Source organism: Pseudomonas halotolerans (genome assembly GCF_039581215.1).
Lineage (GTDB): Bacteria > Pseudomonadota > Gammaproteobacteria > Pseudomonadales > Pseudomonadaceae > Aquipseudomonas > Aquipseudomonas tehranensis.
Genome location: NZ_JBCNTJ010000006.1, coordinates 225,782 through 247,189, shown reverse-complemented (window position 1 = coordinate 247,189; position 21,408 = coordinate 225,782). Strand labels below are relative to the sequence as shown.

The 21,408-nt window shown below is 61.5% G+C and carries 18 protein-coding genes and 1 pseudogene; 6 read left to right on the top strand and 13 right to left on the bottom strand.

The window, feature by feature from the left end; translation table 11 throughout:
* Window positions 1-62: 62 nt before the first annotated feature.
* The 3 genes and pseudogenes from ubiB to ubiE all read right to left on the bottom strand — a co-directional run bounded on the left by ubiB (window position 63) and on the right by ubiE (window position 3,058).
* The gene (gene ubiB / locus AAIS01_RS11160; protein ID WP_343469008.1) at window positions 63-1,667 is read right to left on the bottom strand and encodes a ubiquinone biosynthesis regulatory protein kinase UbiB; all 1,605 of its coding nucleotides are present in this window, start codon (window positions 1,665-1,667) and stop codon (window positions 63-65) included.
* A pseudogene (locus AAIS01_RS11155) lies at window positions 1,664-2,288 on the bottom strand (ubiquinone biosynthesis accessory factor UbiJ). Before AAIS01_RS11155 ends, ubiB begins: the two are co-directional and overlap by 4 nt.
* Entirely contained in the window at window positions 2,288-3,058 is a 771-nt protein-coding gene (gene ubiE / locus AAIS01_RS11150; RefSeq protein WP_047225985.1) for a bifunctional demethylmenaquinone methyltransferase/2-methoxy-6-polyprenyl-1,4-benzoquinol methylase UbiE, read from the bottom strand. Before ubiE ends, AAIS01_RS11155 begins: the two are co-directional and overlap by 1 nt.
* Before the next feature lie 155 nt (window positions 3,059-3,213).
* On the opposite strand from ubiE, the gene AAIS01_RS11145 reads away from it, so the two are divergent.
* The 3 genes from AAIS01_RS11145 (at window position 3,214) to AAIS01_RS11135 (ending at window position 4,999) form a co-directional block, all read left to right on the top strand.
* A complete protein-coding gene (locus AAIS01_RS11145) occupies window positions 3,214-3,489 on the top strand; it encodes a polyhydroxyalkanoic acid system family protein (RefSeq protein WP_092395494.1) in 276 nt (91 codons plus the stop codon).
* A gap of 204 nt (window positions 3,490-3,693) precedes the next feature.
* A complete protein-coding gene (locus AAIS01_RS11140; RefSeq protein ID WP_343469006.1) occupies window positions 3,694-4,116 on the top strand; it encodes a phasin family protein in 423 nt (140 codons plus the stop codon).
* 10 nt (window positions 4,117-4,126) lie between these two features.
* Window positions 4,127-4,999, top strand: a complete 873-nt coding sequence (locus tag AAIS01_RS11135) for a phasin family protein (RefSeq protein WP_343469005.1) — start codon at window positions 4,127-4,129, stop codon at window positions 4,997-4,999.
* A gap of 179 nt (window positions 5,000-5,178) precedes the next feature.
* Here AAIS01_RS11135 and AAIS01_RS11130 read toward each other — a convergent pair whose 3' ends face one another.
* From AAIS01_RS11130 to AAIS01_RS11085, 10 genes are all read right to left on the bottom strand, one after another.
* Window positions 5,179-5,799 carry a TetR/AcrR family transcriptional regulator gene (locus tag AAIS01_RS11130; protein WP_343469004.1) on the bottom strand — a complete coding sequence of 207 codons (621 nt, stop codon included), beginning with the start codon at window positions 5,797-5,799 and terminating at the stop codon, window positions 5,179-5,181.
* Window positions 5,800-5,859: 60 nt separating this feature from the next.
* Window positions 5,860-7,542, bottom strand: a complete 1,683-nt coding sequence (phaC, locus tag AAIS01_RS11125) for a class II poly(R)-hydroxyalkanoic acid synthase (RefSeq protein WP_343469002.1) — start codon at window positions 7,540-7,542, stop codon at window positions 5,860-5,862.
* Between the two features lie 112 nt (window positions 7,543-7,654).
* Window positions 7,655-8,509, bottom strand: a complete 855-nt coding sequence (gene phaZ, locus AAIS01_RS11120) for a poly(3-hydroxyalkanoate) depolymerase (RefSeq protein WP_343469001.1) — start codon at window positions 8,507-8,509, stop codon at window positions 7,655-7,657.
* Window positions 8,510-8,767: 258 nt separating this feature from the next.
* On the bottom strand, window positions 8,768-10,447 hold the full coding sequence (gene phaC, locus AAIS01_RS11115) for a class II poly(R)-hydroxyalkanoic acid synthase (protein ID WP_343469000.1): 1,680 nt from the start codon (window positions 10,445-10,447) through the stop codon (window positions 8,768-8,770).
* A gap of 275 nt (window positions 10,448-10,722) precedes the next feature.
* Entirely contained in the window at window positions 10,723-11,100 is a 378-nt protein-coding gene (locus AAIS01_RS11110; protein ID WP_343468999.1) for a gamma-butyrobetaine hydroxylase family protein, read from the bottom strand.
* A 169-nt stretch (window positions 11,101-11,269) separates the two neighbouring features.
* On the bottom strand, window positions 11,270-12,607 hold the full coding sequence (hslU, locus tag AAIS01_RS11105; protein ID WP_092395508.1) for an ATP-dependent protease ATPase subunit HslU: 1,338 nt from the start codon (window positions 12,605-12,607) through the stop codon (window positions 11,270-11,272).
* Between the two features lie 37 nt (window positions 12,608-12,644).
* The gene (gene hslV, locus AAIS01_RS11100; protein ID WP_003186641.1) at window positions 12,645-13,175 is read right to left on the bottom strand and encodes an ATP-dependent protease subunit HslV; all 531 of its coding nucleotides are present in this window, start codon (window positions 13,173-13,175) and stop codon (window positions 12,645-12,647) included.
* A gap of 285 nt (window positions 13,176-13,460) precedes the next feature.
* Entirely contained in the window at window positions 13,461-14,156 is a 696-nt protein-coding gene (locus tag AAIS01_RS11095) for an SPOR domain-containing protein (RefSeq protein ID WP_047225975.1), read from the bottom strand.
* 1 nt (window position 14,157) lies between these two features.
* On the bottom strand, window positions 14,158-15,894 hold the full coding sequence (gene argS / locus AAIS01_RS11090) for an arginine--tRNA ligase (RefSeq protein WP_343468998.1): 1,737 nt from the start codon (window positions 15,892-15,894) through the stop codon (window positions 14,158-14,160).
* A gap of 269 nt (window positions 15,895-16,163) precedes the next feature.
* Entirely contained in the window at window positions 16,164-18,383 is a 2,220-nt protein-coding gene (locus AAIS01_RS11085) for a primosomal protein N' (protein WP_343468997.1), read from the bottom strand.
* Window positions 18,384-18,669: 286 nt separating this feature from the next.
* Here AAIS01_RS11085 and rpmE point away from each other — a divergent pair, with 286 nt between their 5' ends.
* The 3 genes from rpmE to AAIS01_RS11070 all read left to right on the top strand — a co-directional run bounded on the left by rpmE (window position 18,670) and on the right by AAIS01_RS11070 (window position 21,168).
* A complete protein-coding gene (gene rpmE / locus AAIS01_RS11080; RefSeq protein ID WP_047225972.1) occupies window positions 18,670-18,891 on the top strand; it encodes a 50S ribosomal protein L31 in 222 nt (73 codons plus the stop codon).
* Window positions 18,892-18,902: 11 nt separating this feature from the next.
* The gene (locus tag AAIS01_RS11075) at window positions 18,903-19,718 is read left to right on the top strand and encodes a thermonuclease family protein (RefSeq protein WP_343468996.1); all 816 of its coding nucleotides are present in this window, start codon (window positions 18,903-18,905) and stop codon (window positions 19,716-19,718) included.
* Between the two features lie 181 nt (window positions 19,719-19,899).
* A complete protein-coding gene (locus AAIS01_RS11070) occupies window positions 19,900-21,168 on the top strand; it encodes a malic enzyme-like NAD(P)-binding protein (RefSeq protein ID WP_343468995.1) in 1,269 nt (422 codons plus the stop codon).
* The last annotated feature ends 240 nt before the right edge of the window (window positions 21,169-21,408 follow it).

The following is a 21,408-nucleotide window of genomic DNA, read 5'->3' as shown; positions in this document are numbered from 1 at the left end:
GCGTTGATAGGTTCAACCCATGAACTTGCGGCTTGCAGCTTATCGCTTGTGGCTGATTCCTGCTATCGACGTACGACCAGATACAAACCAACGATGACCATGACCCCGGCGGGCCAGTGACCCAGCTGGCTCAGCGGGCCCCCGCTCGCCAGCACTGCACCACCCCCCAGGTGAGCGGCGCCGAGCAGGCGCAGGAACCAGTCGTCCTTGCGCTGCTTCCACGGTGGCGCGGGGTCGTGGGCGTGAGGTTGGGACATGCGTTCGAGCAGGTCGCGGGTCATGTTGGCCAGGTGCGGGATCTGCTCGAACTGGCTCTGCACGTTGCCCAGCAGGGTCTTGGGGCTCACGCGTTCGCGCATCCAGCGTTCGAGGAAGGGCTGGGCGGTGTTCCACAGGTCCAGGTCCGGGTACAACTGGCGACCGAGGCCTTCGATGTTCAGCAAGGTTTTCTGCAACAGTACCAGCTGCGGCTGGACCTCCATGTTGAAGCGACGCGCGGTCTGGAACAGGCGCATCAGCACCTGGCCGAATGAAATATCTTTTAACGGTTTTTCGAAGATCGGTTCGCATACCGTGCGGATCGCCGCTTCGAATTCGTTGAGCTTGGTCTCCGCCGGCACCCAGCCAGAGTCGATGTGCAGTTGCGCGACGCGGCGGTAGTCGCGCTTGAAGAAGGCGAACAGGTTGCGGGCCAGGTAGTCTTGGTCTTCAGGGGTCAGGCTGCCGACGATGCCGCAGTCGATGGCAATGTATTGCGGGCTCCACGGTTGCACGGTGCTGACGAAGATGTTGCCCGGGTGCATGTCGGCGTGGAAGAAGCTGTCGCGGAACACTTGGGTGAAGAAAATTTCCACGCCGCGTTCGGCCAGCAGTTTCATGTCGGTGCGCTGGTCGGCCAGGGTTTCCAGGTCGGTCACCTGGATGCCGTAGATGCGCTCCATCACCAACACTTTCGGACGACACCAGTCCCAATAGACTTGCGGCACGTAGAGCAGCGGCGAGCCTTCGAAGTTACGCCGCAGTTGGCTGGCGTTGGCAGCCTCGCGCAGCAGGTCGAGTTCGTCATAGATGGTTTTTTCGTAGTCCTGGACCACGTCCACCGGGTGCAACAGGCGCGCATCGGCCGACAGCCGCTCGGCGGCCCGGGCGAGGATGAACAGCCACGCCAGGTCCTGGGCAATGATCGGCTTGAGACCCGGGCGGATAACTTTCACCACCACTTCTTCGCCGCTTTTGAGCTGCGCAGCGTGAACCTGGGCCACGGAGGCCGAGGCCAACGGCTCGACGTCGAAACGGCTGAACACTTCGCTGATCTTCTTGCCCAGTTGCTCTTCGATCAGGGCCACCGACACCTTTGAATCGAACGGCGGCACGCGGTCTTGAAGCTTCATCAATTCATCGGCGATGTCTTCGGGCAGCAGATCGCGACGGGTCGAGAGGATCTGCCCGAACTTGATGAAGATCGGTCCCAGGTCCTGCAAGGCCAGGCGCAGGCGTGCACCGCGACTCAGGTCCAGCGTCCGCCGGGGAAACCAGCGCCACGGCAGCACGAAGCGTAGCGCCAGCAAAAACCAGGGCAGCGGCAGGGCGAACAGCAGGTCATCGAGGCGGTAACGAATCACGACGCGCTGGATGCGCAACAAACGGCGGACGGCAAGCAGCTTCATGCGTTATCGCTTGGTTTCAAGGGAGCGGGAAAGGCGCTCGAAACGCGCCTCGAGACGTTCCAGGTCAAGTTTGATCTGGTCCAGTTCTTTAAAGCGGGCTTCGGCTTCGCGTTGGCCTACGAGCGTACGCGATTCCTCGGCCAGGTATTCACTCAGATTCTGCCCCAGGCTGGCGAAGCCCTGGCGATACCAGCGAGTGCGGCTGCGCAGATGGCCACTGAGCAGTTGGGTGGCCACCGGGCCGAGCCAGCGGGACACTTCATATTCCCAGTCCAGCTCCAGGTCCTGGAGAATCGCCGCCAGTTCCAGCAGTACGCCGCTGTCGCCGTCGAGTTCCACGTCAGGGCCGTGCAACACGGCGGTCTTGTCCCTGCTCAGGGCCAGGTTCAGCAGGCTCGATGCCGGGGCGCGCAGGGTGCAGTGTGCCTCGGCTTCCCAGTGTGCGGCGAGCATCAGGCCTTCGTCGCTGGGCAGGATGAACAGCTGCAACGCCGGGCTGCGGCAGTCCACGGCAATCACCTTGCCGCTCAAGTGCGCCAGACGCGCAAGCGCCGTACTGTCCAGGCGCAGGACGCGATTGACGCCGAGTTCGACGCTGGCGAGCAGGCCGGTGAGCAGCATCAGGGCTTGATACCGCGGTGCAGTGCGACGATGCCCGACGTCATGTTGTGGTAGGTCACGCGATCGAAGCCGGCTTCGACCATCATCGACTTCAGGGTTTCCTGGTCCGGGTGCATGCGGATCGATTCGGCCAGGTAGCGATAGCTTTCCGAGTCGTTGGTGATCAGCTTGCCCATCAGCGGCATGAAGGCGAACGAATAGGCGTCGTAGGCCTTGGACATCAGTGCGTTGGTCGGCTTGGAGAATTCCAGCACCAGCAGGCGGCCGCCGGGCTTGAGTACGCGTAGCATCGAGCGCAGGGCGTCTTCCTTGTGGGTGACGTTGCGCAGGCCGAAGGCGATGGTGACGCAGTCGAAATGGTTGTCAGGGAAGGGCAGCTTCTCGGCGTCGGCCTGGACGAACTCGACATTGCCGGCCACACCCAGGTCCAGCAGGCGGTCACGACCGACTTTGAGCATGGACTCGTTGATGTCGGCGAGTACCACCTGACCGGTCGGCCCGACAATGTGGGAGAACTTCTTCGTCAGGTCGCCCGTGCCGCCGGCGATGTCCAGCACCCGATTGCCGCTGCGCACACCCGACAGTTCGATCGCGAAACGCTTCCACAGACGGTGCATGCCACCCGAGAGCAGATCGTTCATCAAGTCATATTTGGCGGCTACCGAGTGGAAAACCTCAGCGACTTTTTCCGCCTTCTGGCTTTCCGGCACGTTCTTGAAGCCGAAGTGGGTGGTGGGTTCGGCATCGCTGCCTTTGCGCTGATCAGTCATATCGCTGTCACCAAAAAAGAATGCGGGACATTCTAATCCCGGTGGAGGGCTTTGTCTTGGCAAGCCTGAAGGTAAGATGAGCGACCGCCGGGACGTTTTGACGCAGCCAGGGTCAGAAACGTGCAGGCAAGTCCCGATAAAACAGGAGTCATCAGATGGCCCGTATAACAGTTGAGCGTGCCCACGGCCTGGGCAAGGAAGCGGCCCGCGCGAAAGCCGACCAGTTGGCGCAGAAACTGTCCGACAGCTATGGCCTGGAGCCGCAGTGGTCGGGCGACACGCTGAAGCTCAAGCGCTCCGGGGTCAAAGGCGAGGTGCATGTGGGCGAGGACTCGATCCGCGTCGATGTGGAACTGGGCCTGTTGATGTCGGCCATGAGCGGCACGATCAAGACGGAAATTGAAAAGGCGCTGGATAAGGCGTTGGCCTGAACTTAAAAAGATCGCAGCCTGCGGCAGCTCCTACAGATGTACTCATTCCAATGTAGGAGCTGCCGCAGGCTGCGATCTTTCCCCAAGGCACCGCCGATTCATGTCAGTTGTTAGGGTGCCGTTTCTAATTATTGTCACTACTTTGTGCCTGAGCCCGACCGTGTACGGGCAGTTCCTCAAACCTGTTATCGAGTGAGGTGCACCATGGCCAAAGTTATTTTGAAGAAAAAAACCGACGTTGAATCTTCCACGCTCAGCGACGTGAAAACGTACGCGCGCAAGATCTGGCTGGCGGGCCTGGGCGCCTACACCAAGGTCGGCCAGGAAGGCAGCGAGTACTTCCAGGAGTTGGTAAAAGCCGGTGAAGTTATTGAAACCAAAGGCAAAAAGAACATTGCCGGGAAACTTGAAGCGGCCAACAGCGAACTGATTGAAGCCAAGTCGGACGTCAATACTTTCAAGGCGCGGGTTGAAGTACAACTCGATAAAGTCGAGAAGGTCTTCGACGCCCGTGTTGCAAGTGCCTTGAATCGTATCGGCATTCCGTCTAAACATGACGTTGAGGCACTCTCTGCTAAGCTCGATGAGCTGACGGCATTGCTTGAACGTGTCGCGCGTAAACATTAAGGAGAACGGGATGGCTGGCAAAAAGAACACCGAAAAAGAAGGCAGCTCGTGGGCCGGGAAGATTGAAAAGTACTCCCGCAAAATCTGGCTTGCTGGTTTAGGCGTGTACTCGAAGATTGACACTGACGGCAGCAAACTCTTCGAGTCCCTGGTTAAGGACGGCGAGAAGGCCGAAAAACTCACCAAGACGGCGGTTGGCAAACAAGTCGATGCCGCCAAGGACTCTGCCGAGTCCGCCAAGTCGCGAATAGGCGGCGTGAAAGATCGGGCGATGGGCAAATGGGACGAACTGGAAGGGGCTTTCGACAAGCGCCTGAACAGCGCGATCTCTCGCCTGGGCGTGCCGAGCCGCAATGAAGTCAAGGCGCTGCACAGCAAGGTCGACACCCTGACCAAGCAGATCGAAAAACTCACTGGCGCCAAGGTCACGCCAGTGGCGACCAAAACCGCCGCCGCCAAGCCCGCCACCAAAGCGGCAGCCAAGCCATTGGTCAAGGCCGCAGCGAAAACCGTCGCCAAGCCTGCGGCAAAAGCAGCGGCCAAACCTGCGGCGAAAACCGCAGCAGCCAAACCTGCCACCAAGGCAGCGGCCAAGCCGGTAGCCGCCAAGCCAGCGACCAAAGCAGCGGCCAAGCCCGCTGCTAAAACCGCGGCGGCCAAACCTGCTGCCAAGCCTGCGGCAAAAGCGGCGAGCAAACCCGCTGCGGCGAAAAAGCCCGCCGTGAAAAAACCGGCCGCGCCAAAAGCTGCCGCACCCAAGGCGCCAACGGCTGCCGCCAAACCGGCCACCCCTACGAGCCCCGCGAACTCCGCTTCGGCTCCGACTCCGGCCGCTACGCCGACCACCGCGCCGGCTCCATCGACGTCTACCACCCAGTCCTGATTTTGGAGGACATGCAAAAACGCCCGGCCTGAGAAGGTCGGGCGTTTTTGTTCAAGCGGTATTTCAAGGCACCACATATCCAATTGTGGGAGCGGGCTTGCTCGCGAAAGCGGTAGGTCATTCACTATTGATGTCGGCTGATCCACCGCTTTCGCGAGCAAGCCCGCTCCCACAGGTGGTTATTCGTGCTCTTCCAGATAGCGCAACGCCAGTTGCTCGGTCGCAACCTTTGCCGCCGGCGGCAGATGCGGCGCTACCAGCATCATGATCTGATAGACCACCAGCCGAACCTCACCCTCGCGGTCGAGGATGCGCTGATAGTCCAGCGAAAACAGCAGTGTCATGGTGATCTGTTCCACCAGTTGCCCCAAAGCCTGGGTGTCGCTGACCAGCATCCCCTGGGCCTTGAGCTGCGCCAGCAACGACGCCAGGGTTCGCTTCAGGGCATTGAGCAACTGGCGGATGCCCTTGGCCAGTTTCGGCAGGCGTCCGGCCAGGTTCGACAGGTCCTGAAACAGAAAACGGTATTGGGCCAGGCGTTCGACGATCAGGTGCAGGAACAGCCAATAATCTTCCGGCGCCAATTGTACATCCGCCGGTGGGTCCAGCAGCGGTGCCAGTTCGCCCTGGAAGCGCTCGAACAATCCGAGGATCAGGGGCTCCTTACCATGAAAGTGGTAATAGAGGTTGCCTGGGCTGATGCCCATTTCGTTGGCGATCTCCATGGTGGAAACGTTCGGTTCGCCCTTTTCGTTGAACAACTGCAGGGCGCATTCAAGAATGCGGTCGCGGGTTTTCATCCGGTCTTCTTAGTGATGGAAATCGTGCCACGGGCCAGAGCCTGGCCGTGGCGTGAACCTTCAGCGCACGCGCACATAGGTTCCCGGCGCCGCGTCCAGGGGCGGGTAGTTTGCGTTGCCCAGGGTCATCTGTGTTTCGCGTTGGGCGCCGGAGCGTTCCTGGACCCATCCCAGCCACGGGGCCCACCAACTGCCCTCGACGTGCTTGGCGTCGTAATACCAGGCTCGCGGGTCGCTGCTCAGTTTCGGGTTTTCAACGTAATTGGCCTTGGGGTTGCCCGGCGGGTTGAGGATGCTCTGGACGTGGCCGCTGTTGGACAGCACAAAGCGTCGTTCACCCCCCAGCAGCAACGTGGAGCGATAAACCGCATCCCATGGCGTGATGTGGTCATTGATGCCCGCCACGCTGAAGCTGTCGACCGTCACTTTGCGCAGGTCGATCGGCGTGCCGCAGACTTCCAGGCCGCCGGGGTGGGTCAGGGGGTTGTGCTTGAAAAAGTCCAGCAGGTCGCCGTGGAAAGCTGCCGGCAGTCGGGTGCAGTCGTTGTTCCAGTAGAGGATGTCGAACGCTGGTGGCTCCTTGCCCAGCAGGTAGTTATTGATGAAGTAAGTCCAGATCAGGTCGTTGGGGCGCATCCAGGCAAACACCCGGGCCATGTCGCGGCCATCAAGGATGCCTTTCTGGTAGGAACGGCGCTTGGCGGCTTCCAGGGTTTGTTCGTCCGTGAACAGCGTGGCGGGGCTGTCTATCTGGCTGTCCATCAGGCTCACCAGGTACGTGGCGCTGGCAACCCGGCGCAGTTGGCGCTTGGCTTGCAGATGGCCTTGCAGGGCCGCGATGGTCATGCCGCCGGCGCAGGCCCCCATCAGGTTGACCTCACGGGCGCCAGTGATCGCCCGGCAGACGTTCATGGCTTCTTCCGTCGCCTCGACATAGCTGGACAGGCCCCATTCGCGGTGACGCACGTCGGGGTTGCGCCAACTGATGATGAACACCTGCAAACCGTTTTTCAGGGCGTACTGGACGAAGCTGTTGGAGGGGCTCAGGTCGAAGATGTAGAACTTGTTGATCTGCGGCGGCACGATCAGCAACGGCTTGGCATATTGCTTTTCGCTCATGGACTTGTACTGGATCAGCTCGAGCATTTCATTGCGAAACACCACCGCGCCTGGTGTGGTCGCCAGGGTCTTGCCGACCTCGAAGGCATGGGGTGTGACTTGCCGCGGCAACCCGTCGTTGTGCAGCAGGTCGTCCACCAGGTGGCTGATGCCCCGAAGCAGGCTGGTACCGCCGGAGTTGAACAGCTCTTTGACCGCCAGCGGGTTGAGCAAGGTATTGGAAGGCGATACGGCGTCGTTGAGCAGGGCGAAAGCGAAGTGTGCCCGGGCACGGTCATCCGGACTCATGTCGCATTCGTCGATCCAGCTCCTCATCTGTTTCTGCCAGCTCAGGTAGGCCTGCAGGCTACGACGATAGAACGGATTGAGCTGCCAGGTGGGATCGGCGAAGCGCTTGTCGTTGGGGTTGGTGGGGTGCAGGGTTTCCCCGAGCAGCACGCGGCCCAACTGGCTGCCCAGTTTCAACGCATGCCGGGCGCTGTGCACCGGATTGCGCAAGCCGTGTGCGGCGACGCTGCGCAGGGTGGACAGCAGGTCCCTGCCCCGCAGGCCGGTGACCGCACTTTGTGCGTTGATGAAGTTGGCAGGGGCGGGCATGGAACCCTTCGCCGGTTTGTCGCGCATGAGTCAACTCCTTCGTCATCAGGCTAAAAACAAACACACCGAACCAGACAACATAGTCGCTGTTTCGGGTTGCTGCGCGCTCCGGCGTCCTGCCAGGCGCTTTTGGGCGGTATCAGCCGCCCAGCGGAGCGGGGTGCGGGTGCATGACCGCGCGCTGACGTTCTTCCTCCAGAAACTTCATGATGATCGGTGCCACCGCCTCGGCCCGAGTGATCAGGAACAGATGACCGTCGTCGATGATGTGCAATTGGGCGTTGGGGATGCGCCAGGCCAGCATGCGCATGTTGATCAACGGGATCAGTGGATCGTCGTCACCGGCCAGCACCAGGGTCGGCTGGTGGATCTTGTGCAGCCAGTGGATGCTGGTCCAGCCCAGGCCGGCGAACAGTTGCCAGTAATAACCCAGTTTGCCGGCCGAACGAACCTTGGCCGCATGACTGGCCGCCAGGCTGGGATCGCGGCGGAACGAGCCACCGTAGATCAGCGGGGCGATGCGCATCACATGGGACGGCTGCACGTAGCGCCGGGGGCTTGCCATCATCCACAGCACTTTCGGTTTGCCCGGCACCATCACCGCGCCGGCGGCGGTGGCCGCCAGCACCAGCTTCTTGCAGCGCTCCGGGTAGTCATGGGCAAATTGCTGGGCCAGGGCGCCGCCCCAGGACACGCCGATCACGTTGACCTGCCCGTAATCGAGGTAATCGAGCATCCGCGCGGTGAGTTTTGCCAGGCCGGGAAAGCGATACGGCCGGCTGGGCGTCGACGAGCCACCGACGCCGGGGACGTCAAAGGCGATGACTTCCAGGTCCGGGTCCAGGGCCTCGATGAACGGGAACACCAGCTCAAGGTTGGCGCCGATGCCGTTGAAAATCAGCAGGGGCGTCAAATGAGGCTTGCCGGGACGTACCGCGGTGCGCAAGGTCTGGCCATCCAGATCGACGGTACGGAAGATGTACGGTTGCGGCATGCTTCAAGCCCTGTGGGTTGGGTCGCTGTCTTTCATTTTTCCCCCGATCCCTGTGGGAGCGAGCCTGCTCGCGATGAGGCCGTTGCATTCAACATCACTGTTGCCTGATGCACCGCTATCGCGAGCGGGCTCGCTCCCACATTGGATCTGCTGTGAACGCAAGTTTGCGTTCACCAGCGGCGTGGGCCTTGCATTAATGTCGGCTGTTGACGTGCTTTCGTGAGTAACCTCACGGCCGCAACAGACGAGTTGCATCAGTTACCGCTCATGCACATACGTGCCCGGCGCGGCTTCGCCCGCCGGATAGGTCTTGTTGCCCAGGATGGTCGGGGCCTTTTTCAGTTTGCCCGAGCGCTCTGCCTGCCACGCCTGCCAATGCAACCACCAGGAATCGGTGTGCTTGGTGGAATTCTCCTGCCAGTCCTCGGCCTTGGCCGGCATGTCCTCGCTGGTCATGTAGCGCGACTTGGGGTTGCCCGGCGGGTTGAGAATACTTTGGATGTGACCGCTGCTCGACAATACGAACTCCACCTTGCCACCAAACAGCTGCGCGGATTTGTAGCAGGACTTCCAGGGGGTGATGTGGTCGTTGGTACCGGCCAGGGAGAAGATGTCGGCGGTGACCTGCTTGAGGTCGATCGGTGTACCGCACACTTCCAGTGCATTGGGCCGGATCAGCGGGTTGTTCTTGAACATCTCGATGAGGTCGCCGTGGAACGCCGCCGGTAGCCGGGTGGTGTCGTTGTTCCAGAACAGGATGTCGAACACGGGCGGCTCGTTGCCCAGCAGATAGTTGTTGACCCAGTAGTTCCAGATCAGGTCGTTGGGGCGCATCCAGGCGAAGACCTTGGCCATGTCGCGACCTTCAAGCACGCCGGCCTGGTAGGAGTGACGCTTGGCCGCCTCCAGGGTCTGCTCGTCGACGAACAGCGCTACGTCGGTGTCCAGGGTGGTGTCGAGCACGCTCACCAGCAGGGTCAGGGCATTGACCTTCTTCTCGCCCAGGGCGGCGTAATGGCCCAGCAGTGCGGTGCAGGTAATGCCGCCCGAGCAGGCGCCGAGCATGTTCACATCCTTGCTGCCGGTGATGGCCGTGACCACGTCCACCGCTTCCTTGAGCGCTTCGATGTAGGTCGACAGGCCCCACTCGCGCTGCTCCTTGGTGGGGTTGCGCCAGCTGACAATGAACGTCTGCACATTGCTGCGCAGGCAGAAGCGCGCCAGGCTCTTGTCCGGGCTCAGGTCGAAGACATAGAACTTGTTGATCTGCGGCGGCACCACCAGCAGCGGGCGCTCGTGAACCTGTTCGGTGATGGGCCGGTACTGGATCAACTCCAGCACGTCATTGCGAAACACCACGGCGCCTTCCGTCACGCCAAGGCTCTTGCCGACTTCGAAGGCGCCCATGTCGACCTGACTTGGCATCCCGCCGTTGTTCACCAGGTCCTTGGCCAGATGGGACAGGCCATCCAGCAGGCTCTTGCCGCCGGTTTCGAAAAAGCGTTTGACCGCCGCCGGGTTGGCTGCCGAATTGGTCGGGGCCATGGCTTCGGTCATCAGGTTGATCACGAAATGACCGCGACTGATGTCCTGGGGCGAGAGGCTGCTGTCGTCGATCCAGGCGTGCAGCTCCTTGCGCCACGCCAGATAGGTTTGCAGATAGCGCTTATAGAGCGGGTTCTGGCTCCAGGCTGGGTCGTTGAAGCGGCGGTCATCGCCCGCAGGTTGCAGCTCGGATCTGCCGAACAGGACGTTCTTGAGTTCGACGCCGAAATGGGCGACGTGCTTGACGCTGTGCAGCGGTTGTTTGATGGCCTGGGTCAGCACCATTCGGGCAGAGGCCAGCAGATCTTTTCTGCGCAAGCCGACGACAGGATTCAACCCCAGGGTATTTTCCGAGGCCTGGTACTTCAGGTCATCGTTGTTCTTGTTGCTCATCTACGACGCTCCATTGTCCTTCAGACGAGTACCTGGGCCATGCCAGAAAGCCCATAGCCAATGCCAGGTACGCTGCTCGGGTTACCGTTGATTCCGCATCGAGGCAATGAGGAAACGTGTGCAAGGAACTCGGCGATTCCTTTGCAGGGAACTTGCCAGCTCCATTGGTTACCCGAGTTTAATTTTTTTCGCAAGCAGGCCAGTCATTGACGTTGCCGCGGGGGCATTCAAGCAGATGAGTCTAGAAAATTCGCCCTAAAGCGCCAGCCCTTGAGTTAGAGCATCAGCTTGACGACCGACTCGTTCGGGTCGCGGGTTTTTCCGGCCGCCTTGAGTTCAGCAAGATAATCGTTCCACAGGTCCTCCTGGCGTACCGCCAACTGGTACAGGTAGTCCCAGGTGAACAGTCCGCTGTCGTGGCCGTCGTCGAAGGTCAATTTCAGTGCGTACTGGCCGGCCGGTTCGATCTTGGTCAGGCCGACGCCGATTTTTCCATATTGCAGGATCGGTTTGCCGTGGCCCTGGACCTCGGCGGACGGCGAGTGCACCCGGAGGAATTCGGCGGGCAGGTGATATTCCTCGTCCGGCGCGTATTTGAGCGTCAGGGTCTTGGAGGCTTTGTGCAGGTTGATGGCGCTGGGGAGTTTGGTCATGGCTTGTGATCTGTCTCTGAAGGACGCCTTGATCGATAAAACGACACAGTCGAATGTGGGAGCGGGCTTGCTCGCGAATGCGCAGTGTCAGTCACAGCAATGTTGACTGTTACACCGCATTCGCGAGCAAGCCCGCTCCCACAGGTCTGCGTTCGCCTGTAATTGCTACTTACAGGATATACCGCGACAGGTCTTCGTTCTCTGCCAGTTCACCCAGGTGGCTGTTGACGTACTCGGCATCGATGAGGATCGGTGCTTCGTTGTGGGCGCTGGCCAGGTCGCCGGCGCTGAACGACACCTCTTCGAGCAGGCGTTCGAGCAGCGTGTGCAGGCGACGGGCACCGATGTTCTCGGTCTTCTCGTTAACCTGCCAGGCGATCTGCGCCAGGCGCTTGATGCCCTCTGGGGCGAACTCGATGTTTAGGCCTTCGGTCTTGAGCAGGGCGCAATACTGTTCGGTCAGGGACGCGTGGGGTTCGCTCAGAATGCGTTCGAAGTCTTCCGGCGTCAGGGCCTTGAGCTCGACACGGATCGGCAGGCGACCCTGCAGCTCGGGCACCAGGTCACTGGGCTTGCTCAGGTGGAACGCACCGGAGGCGATGAACAGGATGTGGTCGGTCTTGACCATGCCCAGCTTGGTGTTGACCGTGCAGCCTTCGATCAGCGGCAGCAGGTCGCGTTGCACGCCTTCGCGGGACACGTCGGCGCCGCCGACATTGCCGCGCTTGGCGACCTTGTCGATTTCGTCGATGAACACGATGCCGTGCTGCTCGACCGCTTCCAGGGCCTTGGCCTTCAGTTCTTCTTCGTTGACCAGGCGGCTGGCTTCTTCATCGCGAACCAGTTTCAGCGCTTCCTTGACCTTGAGCTTGCGGTTTTTCTTCTTGCCCTTGCCCATGTTGGCGAACAGGCTTTGCAGCTGGTTGGTCATTTCTTCCATGCCAGGCGGCGCAGAGATGTCGACGCCGGCCATTTCGGCCACTTCGATCTCGATTTCCTTGTCGTCCAGCTGGCCTTCGCGCAGGCGCTTGCGGAACAGCTGGCGGGTGTTGGAATCCTGGGTCGCAGCAGACTCGGCGTTGAAGCCCATGCGCGCCGGCGGCAGCAGTGCGTCGAGGATGCGCTCTTCGGCGGCATCTTCGGCACGGTGGCGGACCTTGGTGATTTCCTGTTCGCGCAGCAGCTTGATGGCGGCATCGGCCAGGTCACGGATGATCGACTCGACGTCGCGACCGACATAACCGACTTCGGTGAACTTGGTGGCTTCGACCTTGATGAACGGCGCGTTGGCCAGTTTGGCCAGGCGCCGGGCGATCTCGGTTTTACCGACACCCGTCGGGCCGATCATCAGGATGTTCTTGGGGGTCACTTCGACGCGCAGCTCTTCAGGCAGCTGCATCCGACGCCAGCGGTTACGCAGGGCGATGGCGACGGCGCGCTTGGCATCGTCCTGGCCGATGATATGACGGTTGAGTTCGTGGACGATTTCGCGGGGAGTCATGGACATAATTATTGGCGGTCCTCAAGCAAGAATAAGCTGTGGCTTATTCCGCGAGATCCTGCTCCTCAATGGTTTGGGTGTGGTTGGTGAAGACACAGATGTCGCCGGCGATGCCCAGGGCGGTCTCGACGATTTCGCGGGCCGACAGATCGGTCTTTTTCAACAGGGCACTGGCCGCGGCCTGGGCGTAGGCGCCACCGGAACCCATGGCGATCAGGCCGTCCTCGGGCTCAACGACATCACCGTTACCGGTGATGATCAGCGAGGCGTCCTTGTTGGCGACCGCGAGCATGGCTTCGAGGCGACTCAGGGAGCGGTCGGTGCGCCATTCCTTGGCCAGCTCCACGGCGGCACGCACCAGATGGCCCTGATGTTTCTCAAGCTGGCCTTCAAAACGTTCGAACAGGGTAAAGGCATCGGCAGTGGCCCCGGCGAAGCCGGCAATGACTTGGCCGTGGTACAGGCGGCGGACTTTCTTCGCGTTGCCTTTCATCACGGTGTTGCCCAGTGAAACCTGGCCGTCGCCGCCCATGACGACTTTGCCATGACGGCGGACTGAAACGATGGTGGTCAAGGGAAGAGTCTCCACGCAGCGGGGCGAAAATGCCCGGATGGAACTCATATGGGGGTGGCGTGGGGTTTTTCAACTGCGGGGTGGGAGAGGGGACGAGTGGTGCGAGGCGCGTAGGAGCTGTCGAGCGAAGCGAGGCTGCGATCTTTTGATCTTCCCTTGAGACTCAATGGTCTGGGAAAAGATCGCAAGATCGCAGCCTCGCTCCGCTCGACAGCTCCTACAGGCCCAGCGGGAGCAAGCTCCCTCGCCACAAAAGCCCCACAGCCACAGGTGTCCTTGACGAGATCAGCGACTCTGGCGCTGTTGTAACAACAGGTTGCTGAAACCGCTGCCGGCCAGTTGTTTTTGGGCCTTTGTCAGCTCTTCGCGGTTGCTGAACGGGCCGACCAGCACCCGATACCAGGTTTCTTCCTTCACCGTGCCGGACTCCACCGCCACGGACTGGCCCAGCAGAATGATCTGCGCCCGTACCTTGTCGGCGTCGGCTTCCTTGCGGAACGAGCCGGCCTGCAGGAAGAACTTCGTCACCGGCGCGGCTTTCTGTACGGGCGGTGCCGGCGGCGGCGTGATGCCGGCCAGGGCTGCCTGAGCGCGAGCGGTGTCGATCTTCGCCGCTTCGGCCGGAGTGACCGGCGTGGTGGGGACCTGTGGCGTCGGCAGGGTTTTCTCCGGCACGGCATCGGGCGGCACGATGACTTCCGATTCCGGCAGCAGGGTGTAGAAGTCGTACTTGGGCTTGACCGGTTGCGTCGGGCTCGGCGGGGTCTTGTTGGCCTCGGCGATGCGCGTGGCTTTCTGTTGCTCTTGGCGCACGCGCTTGACGTCATCGCCCTGGCCCGGCTCCAGTTTCATCAGAAACACAATGAAAGCGCCGACGGTCAGGCCGATAGCCATCCACAACCAGCCGGGAATCGGCTGTTTGGCGGGGGGTTGGTAACGACTGGCGCCGCGTTTGGGTGCAGGTTTTTTCTTGGCGGCCAACTTACATGCGCTCCAGCGTTTCCAGGCCCAGCAGTTCCAGGCCTTGCTTGAGGGTGCGCCCGGTCAGTGCGGCGAGGCGCAGGCGGCTCTGCATTTGCTCTGGGGTTTGTGCGTTGAGGATCGGGCAGTTCTCGTAGAAGCTGGAGAACAGGCCGGCCACATCGTACAGGTACGCGCACAGGGTGTGGGGGGTGCCTTTGTCAGCGACGTTGTTCAGCACTTCACCGAACTGCGCCAGTTTCGCCGCCAGCTCGTGTTCTTGAGCGGCTTCAAGGACGATCTGCCCGTCCACCTCTTCGAAGCCCTTGCCGAGCTTGCGGAACACCCCGGCCACGCGGGTGTAGGCGTACAACAGGTACGGCGCGGTGTTGCCCTCGAAATTGAGCATCAGGTCGAAGTTGAAGCTGTAGTCGCTGGTGCGGTGCTTGGACAGGTCGGCGTATTTCACCGCGTCGATGCCCACGACCTTGGCGATCTGGCGCAGTTCGTCCTCGGCCAGGTCCGGGTTCTTGCCCTTGACCAGGGTGTAGGCGCGGTCCTGGGCTTCGCTCAGCAGGTCGATGAGCTTGACCGTGCCGCCGTCGCGAGTCTTGAACGGCCGGCCGTCGGCGCCGTTCATGGTGCCGAAGCCCATGTGCTCCATCTCCATCGGATGGGTCACGAAACCGGCCAGGCGCGCCACTTCGAACACTTGCTGGAAGTGCAGGGCCTGACGCTGGTCGACAAAATACAGGACCCGGTCCGCCTTGAGCACGCGGTTGCGGTAGCGCACGGCCGCCAGATCAGTGGTGGCGTAGAGGTAGCCGCCGTCAGCCTTGACGATGATCACCGGCAGCGGCTCACCGTCAGCGGTCTTGAACTGCTCGAGGAACACGCACTGGGCGCCGTTGCTTTCCACCAGCATGCCCTTGGCCTTCAAGTCGTTGACCACGTTGATCAGGTCGTCGTTGTAGGCGCTTTCGCCCATCACGTCAGCCATGGTCAATTTGACGTTCAGCAATTCGTAGATTTTCTGGCAGTGGGACAGAGAGATGTCCTTGAACTTGGTCCACAGCGCCAGGCACTCGGCATCGCCGGCCTGCAGCTTGACCACCAGGCCGCGGGCGCGGTCAGCGAATTCGGGCGACTCGTCGAAGCGTTGCTTGGCGGCGCGGTAGAAGTTCTCCAGGTCCGACAGTTCGTCGCTGGTGATCGGATTTTCCTGCAAATAGGCCATGAGCATGCCGAACTGGGTGCCCCAGTCGCCGACATGGTTCTGGCGGATCACCGTGTCGCCGAGAAACTCCAGGACCCGTGCCACGCCGTCGCCGATGATGGTCGAGCGCAGGTGGCCGACGTGCATTTCCTTGGCGAGGTTGGGGGCCGACAGGTCAACCACGGTGCGTTGCAACGGGCCGGCCTTGCGCACGCCGATACGTTCGTCAGCCAGGGCCGCGTCCAGACGCGAGGCCAGGGCCTGGGTGTTCTGGAAGAAATTGATGAAGCCAGGGCCGGCAATGTCAGCCTTGCTGACGTTTTCGTCAGCCGGCAGCGCGGCGATGATTTTTTCGGCCAGATCCCGCGGTTTCATGCCGGCCGGTTTGGCGAGCATCATCGCGATGTTGCTGGCGAAGTCGCCGTGGGTCTTGTCACGGGTATTTTCGACCTGAATCGCCGGCGACAGGCCTTCTGGCAGCACACCTTCTGTGACGAGTTGGGCGATGGCTTGCTGGATGAGCTGGCGGATGGTGTCTTTCATGGTCTTCTCTTTCAACCGCAGGCGCGGCGGCGCTTCGATGCGCTGGTGGAAAAACTGGGCATTATCCGTGGCCCGGACGAGCTTGCCAACTGTAGCGGGTCGGTTGGGGCTGAGTGGTGATTATTCTTGGTGGCTTGGATGCACTCGGTCTACCTGTGGGAGCGGGCTTGCTCGCGAAAGCGGCGGCACAGCCAACATCACCAGAACTGACCCACCGCCTTCGCGAGCAAGCCCGCTCCCACAGGGGACAAAGCTTGCGATCTGCTCAATCAATACAAATCCACCGGGTCCACATCCAGTGACCAGCGCACCGCCCGCCCGCTGGGCATCTGCTCCAGCGCCAGCAACCAGGCACTTAATAGCCGATGCAACGGTGCCCGGGCATTGGCCTGTAACAGCAATTGAGCCCTATAACGGCCTGCCCGACGTTCCATCGGAGCCGGCACCGGGCCCAAGAGTTCGATTCCGGTGAGGTTCTGTTGCCCCAGCAAGCGCTCGGCTTCGCTGCAGGCTTCGTCAAGGAACGCTTCGGCCTGCCCTGGCTTATGGGCTTCGGCCCGCAACAGCGCCAGGTGAGCAAACGGCGGCAGGCCGGCGCTGCGACGTTCGCTCAAGGCTTGCTCGGCGAAGGCGAAGTAGCCTTGTTCGGTCAGCTGTATCAGCAGCGGATGGTCGGCCAGGTGGGTCTGGATAATCACCTTGCCCGGCTCCTCGGCCCGTCCGGCCCGGCCTGCGACCTGAACGATCAACTGCGCCATGCGCTCGCTGGCACGGAAATCACCGGAGAACAGTCCGCCGTCGGCATCCAGAATCGACACCAGCGTGACCCGGGGGAAGTGATGCCCCTTGGCGAGCATCTGCGTGCCCACCAGGATGCATGGCTGGCCCTTCTGAATCGTGGCGAACAACTGATTCATGGCGTCCTTGCGTGAAGTGCTGTCGCGATCGACCCGCAGTACCGGGTAATCGGGAAACAGAATGCCCAGCCGTTCTTCGGCGCGTTCGGTGCCGGCTCCCACCGGGCGCAAGTCCACTTTGCCGCACTGCGGGCAGTGCCTCGGCACTCGTTCGGCATGGCCGCAATGATGGCAGCGCAGCTCGCCGTGGCGTTGGTGCACGGTCATTCGGGCGTCGCAGCGTTCGCAGCCCGACATCCAGCCGCAGTCATGGCACAGCAGGGTCGGGGCGAACCCCCTACGGTTGAGGAACACCAAGACCTGTTGCCCGGCGGCCAGGGTCTGGCCGATGGCTTGTTGCATGGGCCCGGAAATGCCGCTGTCCAGCGGACGACTTTTCACATCCAGGCGCAGAAAGCGCGGCTGCTTGGCGCCGCCGGCCCGTTCGTTCAGGCGCAGGAGCCCGTAACGTCCGGTGTAGGCGTTGTGCAGGCTTTCCAGGGACGGCGTGGCTGAACCCAGAACAATGGGAATGTTTTCCTGGCGCGCCCGCACCAGTGCCAGATCGCGGGCGTGGTAGCGCAGACCTTCCTGCTGTTTATAAGAGCCGTCATGTTCTTCGTCGATGATGATCAGGCCGGGGTTTTTCATCGGTGTGAACAGGGCCGAGCGGGTGCCGATGATGATGTCGGCCTCGCCGTCCCGGGCGGCGAGCCAGGCTTCCAGGCGTTCACGGTCGTTGACCGCCGAATGCACCAGGGCGATCCGCGCGTTGAAGCGTTGTTCGAAGCGCGCCAGGGTCTGTGGCCCAAGGTTGATTTCCGGAATCAGCACCAGGGCCTGCTTGCCGGCTTCCAGGGTCTGGCGGATCAGTTGCAGATAGACTTCGGTCTTGCCGCTGCCGGTGACGCCGGCCAGTAGAAAGGCGTGATAGCTGTCGAAGCCGGCGCGAATCGCTTCGCAGGCGGCCCGCTGTTCGGCATTGAGCGGCAGTTCCGGCTGGGCCAGCCAATGTTCATGGCGCACGCCTGGAGCGTGCCGGCGGATGTCCACCTGGACCAGGTCCTTGGCCAGCAGCAGGTCGAGGCTGTCCTTGCTGAGCATCAGTTTGCTTAACAGTTGATGGGCCACGCCGTGGGGGTGCTGGGCCAGGGTCGCCAGGGCCTCACGCTGACGCGGGGCGCGGGCAATGCGCGGGTCGTCCAGCGAAGCGCCCGGTGCCACCGACCAGAACCGCTCCTGGCGCGCCTCGGCCGGTTCGCCCTGGCGCAGCAATACCGGCAGTGCCCAGCTCAGGGTGTCGCCGAGGCTGTGCTGATAATACTGGGAAGTCCACAGGCACAGCTTGAACAGCGAGGCGGGCAGCGGCGGCGTCGCATCGAGCAAGGCCAGGGCCGGCTTCAGCTTGTCGGCCGGGACTTCGCTGTGGTCGGCGACCTCCACCAGAATCCCGATCATCTCCCGTCGGCCGAACGGCACCCGCAGCCGCATACCCGGATGCAACTGCTCACGCAGGACCCCGGCCGGGGCCCGGTAGTCGAACAGGCGGCGCAGAGGCGAAGGCAGGGCGAGGCGCAGGATGGCGTTCGGCACGCGGAAGGGTCTCGATAAGCAGGCAATTTAAGGACTGCACGCGACTTGTGGGAGCGGGCTTGCTCGCGAAGAGGGCGTGTCAGAGACATAAATGCCTACTGATCCACCGCTTTCGCGAGCAAGCCCGCTCCCACAAGGGATCGCGCATGAGGCGGGGAGCCTAGCAGACGGTTGGTACAAGTCATAGCTTGCGTGATTGATGTTGTCTGGTAGAATCCGCGGCCTAATTACGTGCGGTATTCAACAATAGTGTTGGGTGGCGGCACGCTAGCCTGAGGAAAACACCATGAAAACCGATATCCATCCGGAATACCCAGAAATTGCCGTGACCTGCAGCTGCGGCAACAAGTTCGAAACGCGTTCGACCTACGGCAAAGCCCTGTCGATCGACGTTTGCAACGAATGCCACCCGTTCTACACCGGCAAGCAGAAGACTCTGGATACCGGCGGCCGCGTTCAGAAGTTCGCCGATCGTTTCGGTGCTTTTGGCGCTACCAAAAAAGCCTGAGGCTAATCATTTTGGATGGTCGTTGCGACTTCTCCAGACTGATAAAGAAGGCGTCCCTCGCGGGCGCCTTTTTTGTGTCCGCCATTTGGCTGAGCGGTGCCCAGGCCTTCTGCCCGGCACCACCTGGCTTGGCCCATGTGACGGTCCAGCGGGTGGTGGACGGCGATACCTTGCGCCTGGCTGATGGTCGCAGCGTGCGCATGATCGGTCTCAACAGTCCTGAACTGGGCCGTCGGGGGCGTTCCGATGAGCCATTCGCCGTTGCTGCACGCCGGCGCCTTGAGGCATTGGTGGGCGCCAGTGCGGGGCGCGTGGGGTTGCTGCCCGGCAAGGAAGGCAAGGATCGTTACGGTCGCACGCTGGCCCATGTCTTCAGCGCCGACGGTCAGAATCTCGAAGCACAGTTGCTCGCCGAAGGGTTGGGATTTCACGTGGTGGTCGCGCCGAACGTCGATCTGGCGCACTGCCAGCGGGCTGCCGAACACCAGGCGCGGGAAGCGGGTCTCGGGGTGTGGAAGCGTTCGCCTGTGCTCGAAGCGCGAAATATCAAGGCATCCGGCTTTGCCGTGGTCACTGGCCGTGTGATTGAGGTCGCGCGCAATCGCGGCGGCATTTGGCTCCAGTTGGAGGGGCCGGTGGTATTGCGCGTTGCCCCCCATCTGATGAGCCGCTTCGATGGGGCTTCGCTTGAGCGCCTCAAAGGCAGGCAGATTGAAGCGCGGGGCTGGGTGGTCGACCGTTCGCGCCGCGGTGGGACTGAACCCGGGCACGCCCGCTGGTTGTTGCCGTTGACCGACCCGGGGATGCTGAGCGGCGTGTCTCGATAAAAAATTGTAGACATTTAATGCTTGGATTGTATGCATGTAGGCCTTGTGTTCTGCGGCTCTTGGCCCAAAGTCGTAGGGCGGCGCGCTTGACAGGGGTGACTGGTCAGTCTTGTAGGGACTTTGCGAGGCGCGTATCCTCGGCGGTCCGTCTGTCCAACACAGTAAAAAGCGGAATGCCCACATGTCTGATCTGAAAACTGCCGCTCTCGAATATCACGCTAATCCTCGTCCAGGGAAGCTGAGTGTCGAGCTCACCAAGGCCACCGCTACTGCCCGCGATCTGTCGCTGGCCTACAGCCCCGGCGTAGCCGAACCGGTACGCGAAATCGCTCGCGACCCTGAACTGGCCTACAAATACACCGGCAAGGGCAACCTGGTGGCAGTCATTTCCGACGGCACCGCGATTCTCGGCCTGGGCAACCTCGGCCCATTGGCCTCCAAGCCGGTCATGGAAGGCAAGGGCGTTTTGTTCAAGCGTTTCGCCGGTATTGACGTGTTCGACATCGAAGTCGACTCCGAAAGCCCGCAAGCCTTCATCGACACCGTCAAGCGTATCTCCATTACCTTCGGTGGCATCAACCTGGAAGACATCAAGGCACCTGAGTGCTTTGAGATCGAACGTGCCCTGATTGAGCAGTGCGACATTCCAGTGTTCCACGATGACCAGCACGGTACCGCGATCGTGACCGCGGCCGGCATGATCAACGCCCTGGAAATCGCTGGCAAAACCCTGCCGCAAGCCAAGATCGTCTGCCTGGGTGCCGGCGCTGCGGCCATCTCCTGCATGAAATTGCTGGTGAGCATGGGCGCCAAGATCGAAAACATCTTCATGGTTGACCGTACCGGCGTGATCCATTCCGGCCGTGATGACCTGAACCAGTACAAGGCTGTGTTTGCCCACGCCACCGACAAGCGCTCCCTGGCCGACGCGCTGGACGGTGCCGACGTATTCGTTGGCCTGTCGGGTCCGAACCTGCTGAGCCCGGAAAACCTGCTGCGCATGGCGCCGAACCCGATCGTGTTCGCGTGCTCGAACCCGGACCCGGAAATCGCCCCGGAACTGGCTCATGCCACCCGCAGCGACGTGATCATGGCCACTGGCCGTTCGGACTACCCGAACCAGGTCAACAACGTATTGGGCTTCCCGTTCATTTTCCGTGGTGCCCTGGACGTTCGCGCCAAGCGCATCAACGAAGAGATGAAAGTCGCTGCCGCCAATGCCCTGCGCGAACTGGCCAAGCTGCCAGTGCCTCAGGAAGTGTGCGACGCCTACGGCGGCATCAAGCTGGAATTTGGTCGTGAGTACATCATTCCCAAGCCAATGGACGCCCGCCTGATCACCCTGATCTCCGACGCCGTGGCCAAGGCCGCGATCGAGACCGGCGTGGCAACCCTGCCGTATCCGAAGAACTACCCGCTCAAGAGCGTGGATGACGTGTTCAACGGTTAAGCCGTTGTAGCGTTCAATAAAAAGCCCCGGCTCTTTGAGTCGGGGCTTTTTTGTACCTGCCGATTTTGTGTGACCACCGCAAATCCCTGTGGGAGCCGAGCTTGCTCGCGTTTGCAGTCGGGTATTCAACATGGATGCAGGCTGACCCACCGCCCTCGCGAGCAAGCTCGGCTCCCGCAGGAAGGTGTGTAATTTGAGCGCCTGAAAAAAAGCCCCGCGCTTCTTTCAAAGGCGGGGTTT

Coding starts and splice junctions, on each gene's coding strand:
- ubiB (WP_343469008.1), bottom strand. CDS start 1,667: ATGAAGCTGCTTGCCGTCCGCCGTTTGTTGCGCATCCAGCGCGTCGTG.
- ubiE (WP_047225985.1), bottom strand. CDS start 3,058: ATGACTGATCAGCGCAAAGGCAGCGATGCCGAACCCACCACCCACTTC.
- AAIS01_RS11145 (WP_092395494.1), top strand. CDS start 3,214: ATGGCCCGTATAACAGTTGAGCGTGCCCACGGCCTGGGCAAGGAAGCG.
- AAIS01_RS11140 (WP_343469006.1), top strand. CDS start 3,694: ATGGCCAAAGTTATTTTGAAGAAAAAAACCGACGTTGAATCTTCCACG.
- AAIS01_RS11135 (WP_343469005.1), top strand. CDS start 4,127: ATGGCTGGCAAAAAGAACACCGAAAAAGAAGGCAGCTCGTGGGCCGGG.
- AAIS01_RS11130 (WP_343469004.1), bottom strand. CDS start 5,799: ATGAAAACCCGCGACCGCATTCTTGAATGCGCCCTGCAGTTGTTCAAC.
- phaC (WP_343469002.1), bottom strand. CDS start 7,542: ATGCGCGACAAACCGGCGAAGGGTTCCATGCCCGCCCCTGCCAACTTC.
- phaZ (WP_343469001.1), bottom strand. CDS start 8,509: ATGCCGCAACCGTACATCTTCCGTACCGTCGATCTGGATGGCCAGACC.
- phaC (WP_343469000.1), bottom strand. CDS start 10,447: ATGAGCAACAAGAACAACGATGACCTGAAGTACCAGGCCTCGGAAAAT.
- AAIS01_RS11110 (WP_343468999.1), bottom strand. CDS start 11,100: ATGACCAAACTCCCCAGCGCCATCAACCTGCACAAAGCCTCCAAGACC.
- hslU (WP_092395508.1), bottom strand. CDS start 12,607: ATGTCCATGACTCCCCGCGAAATCGTCCACGAACTCAACCGTCATATC.
- argS (WP_343468998.1), bottom strand. CDS start 15,894: ATGAAAGACACCATCCGCCAGCTCATCCAGCAAGCCATCGCCCAACTC.
- rpmE (WP_047225972.1), top strand. CDS start 18,670: ATGAAAACCGATATCCATCCGGAATACCCAGAAATTGCCGTGACCTGC.
- AAIS01_RS11070 (WP_343468995.1), top strand. CDS start 19,900: ATGTCTGATCTGAAAACTGCCGCTCTCGAATATCACGCTAATCCTCGT.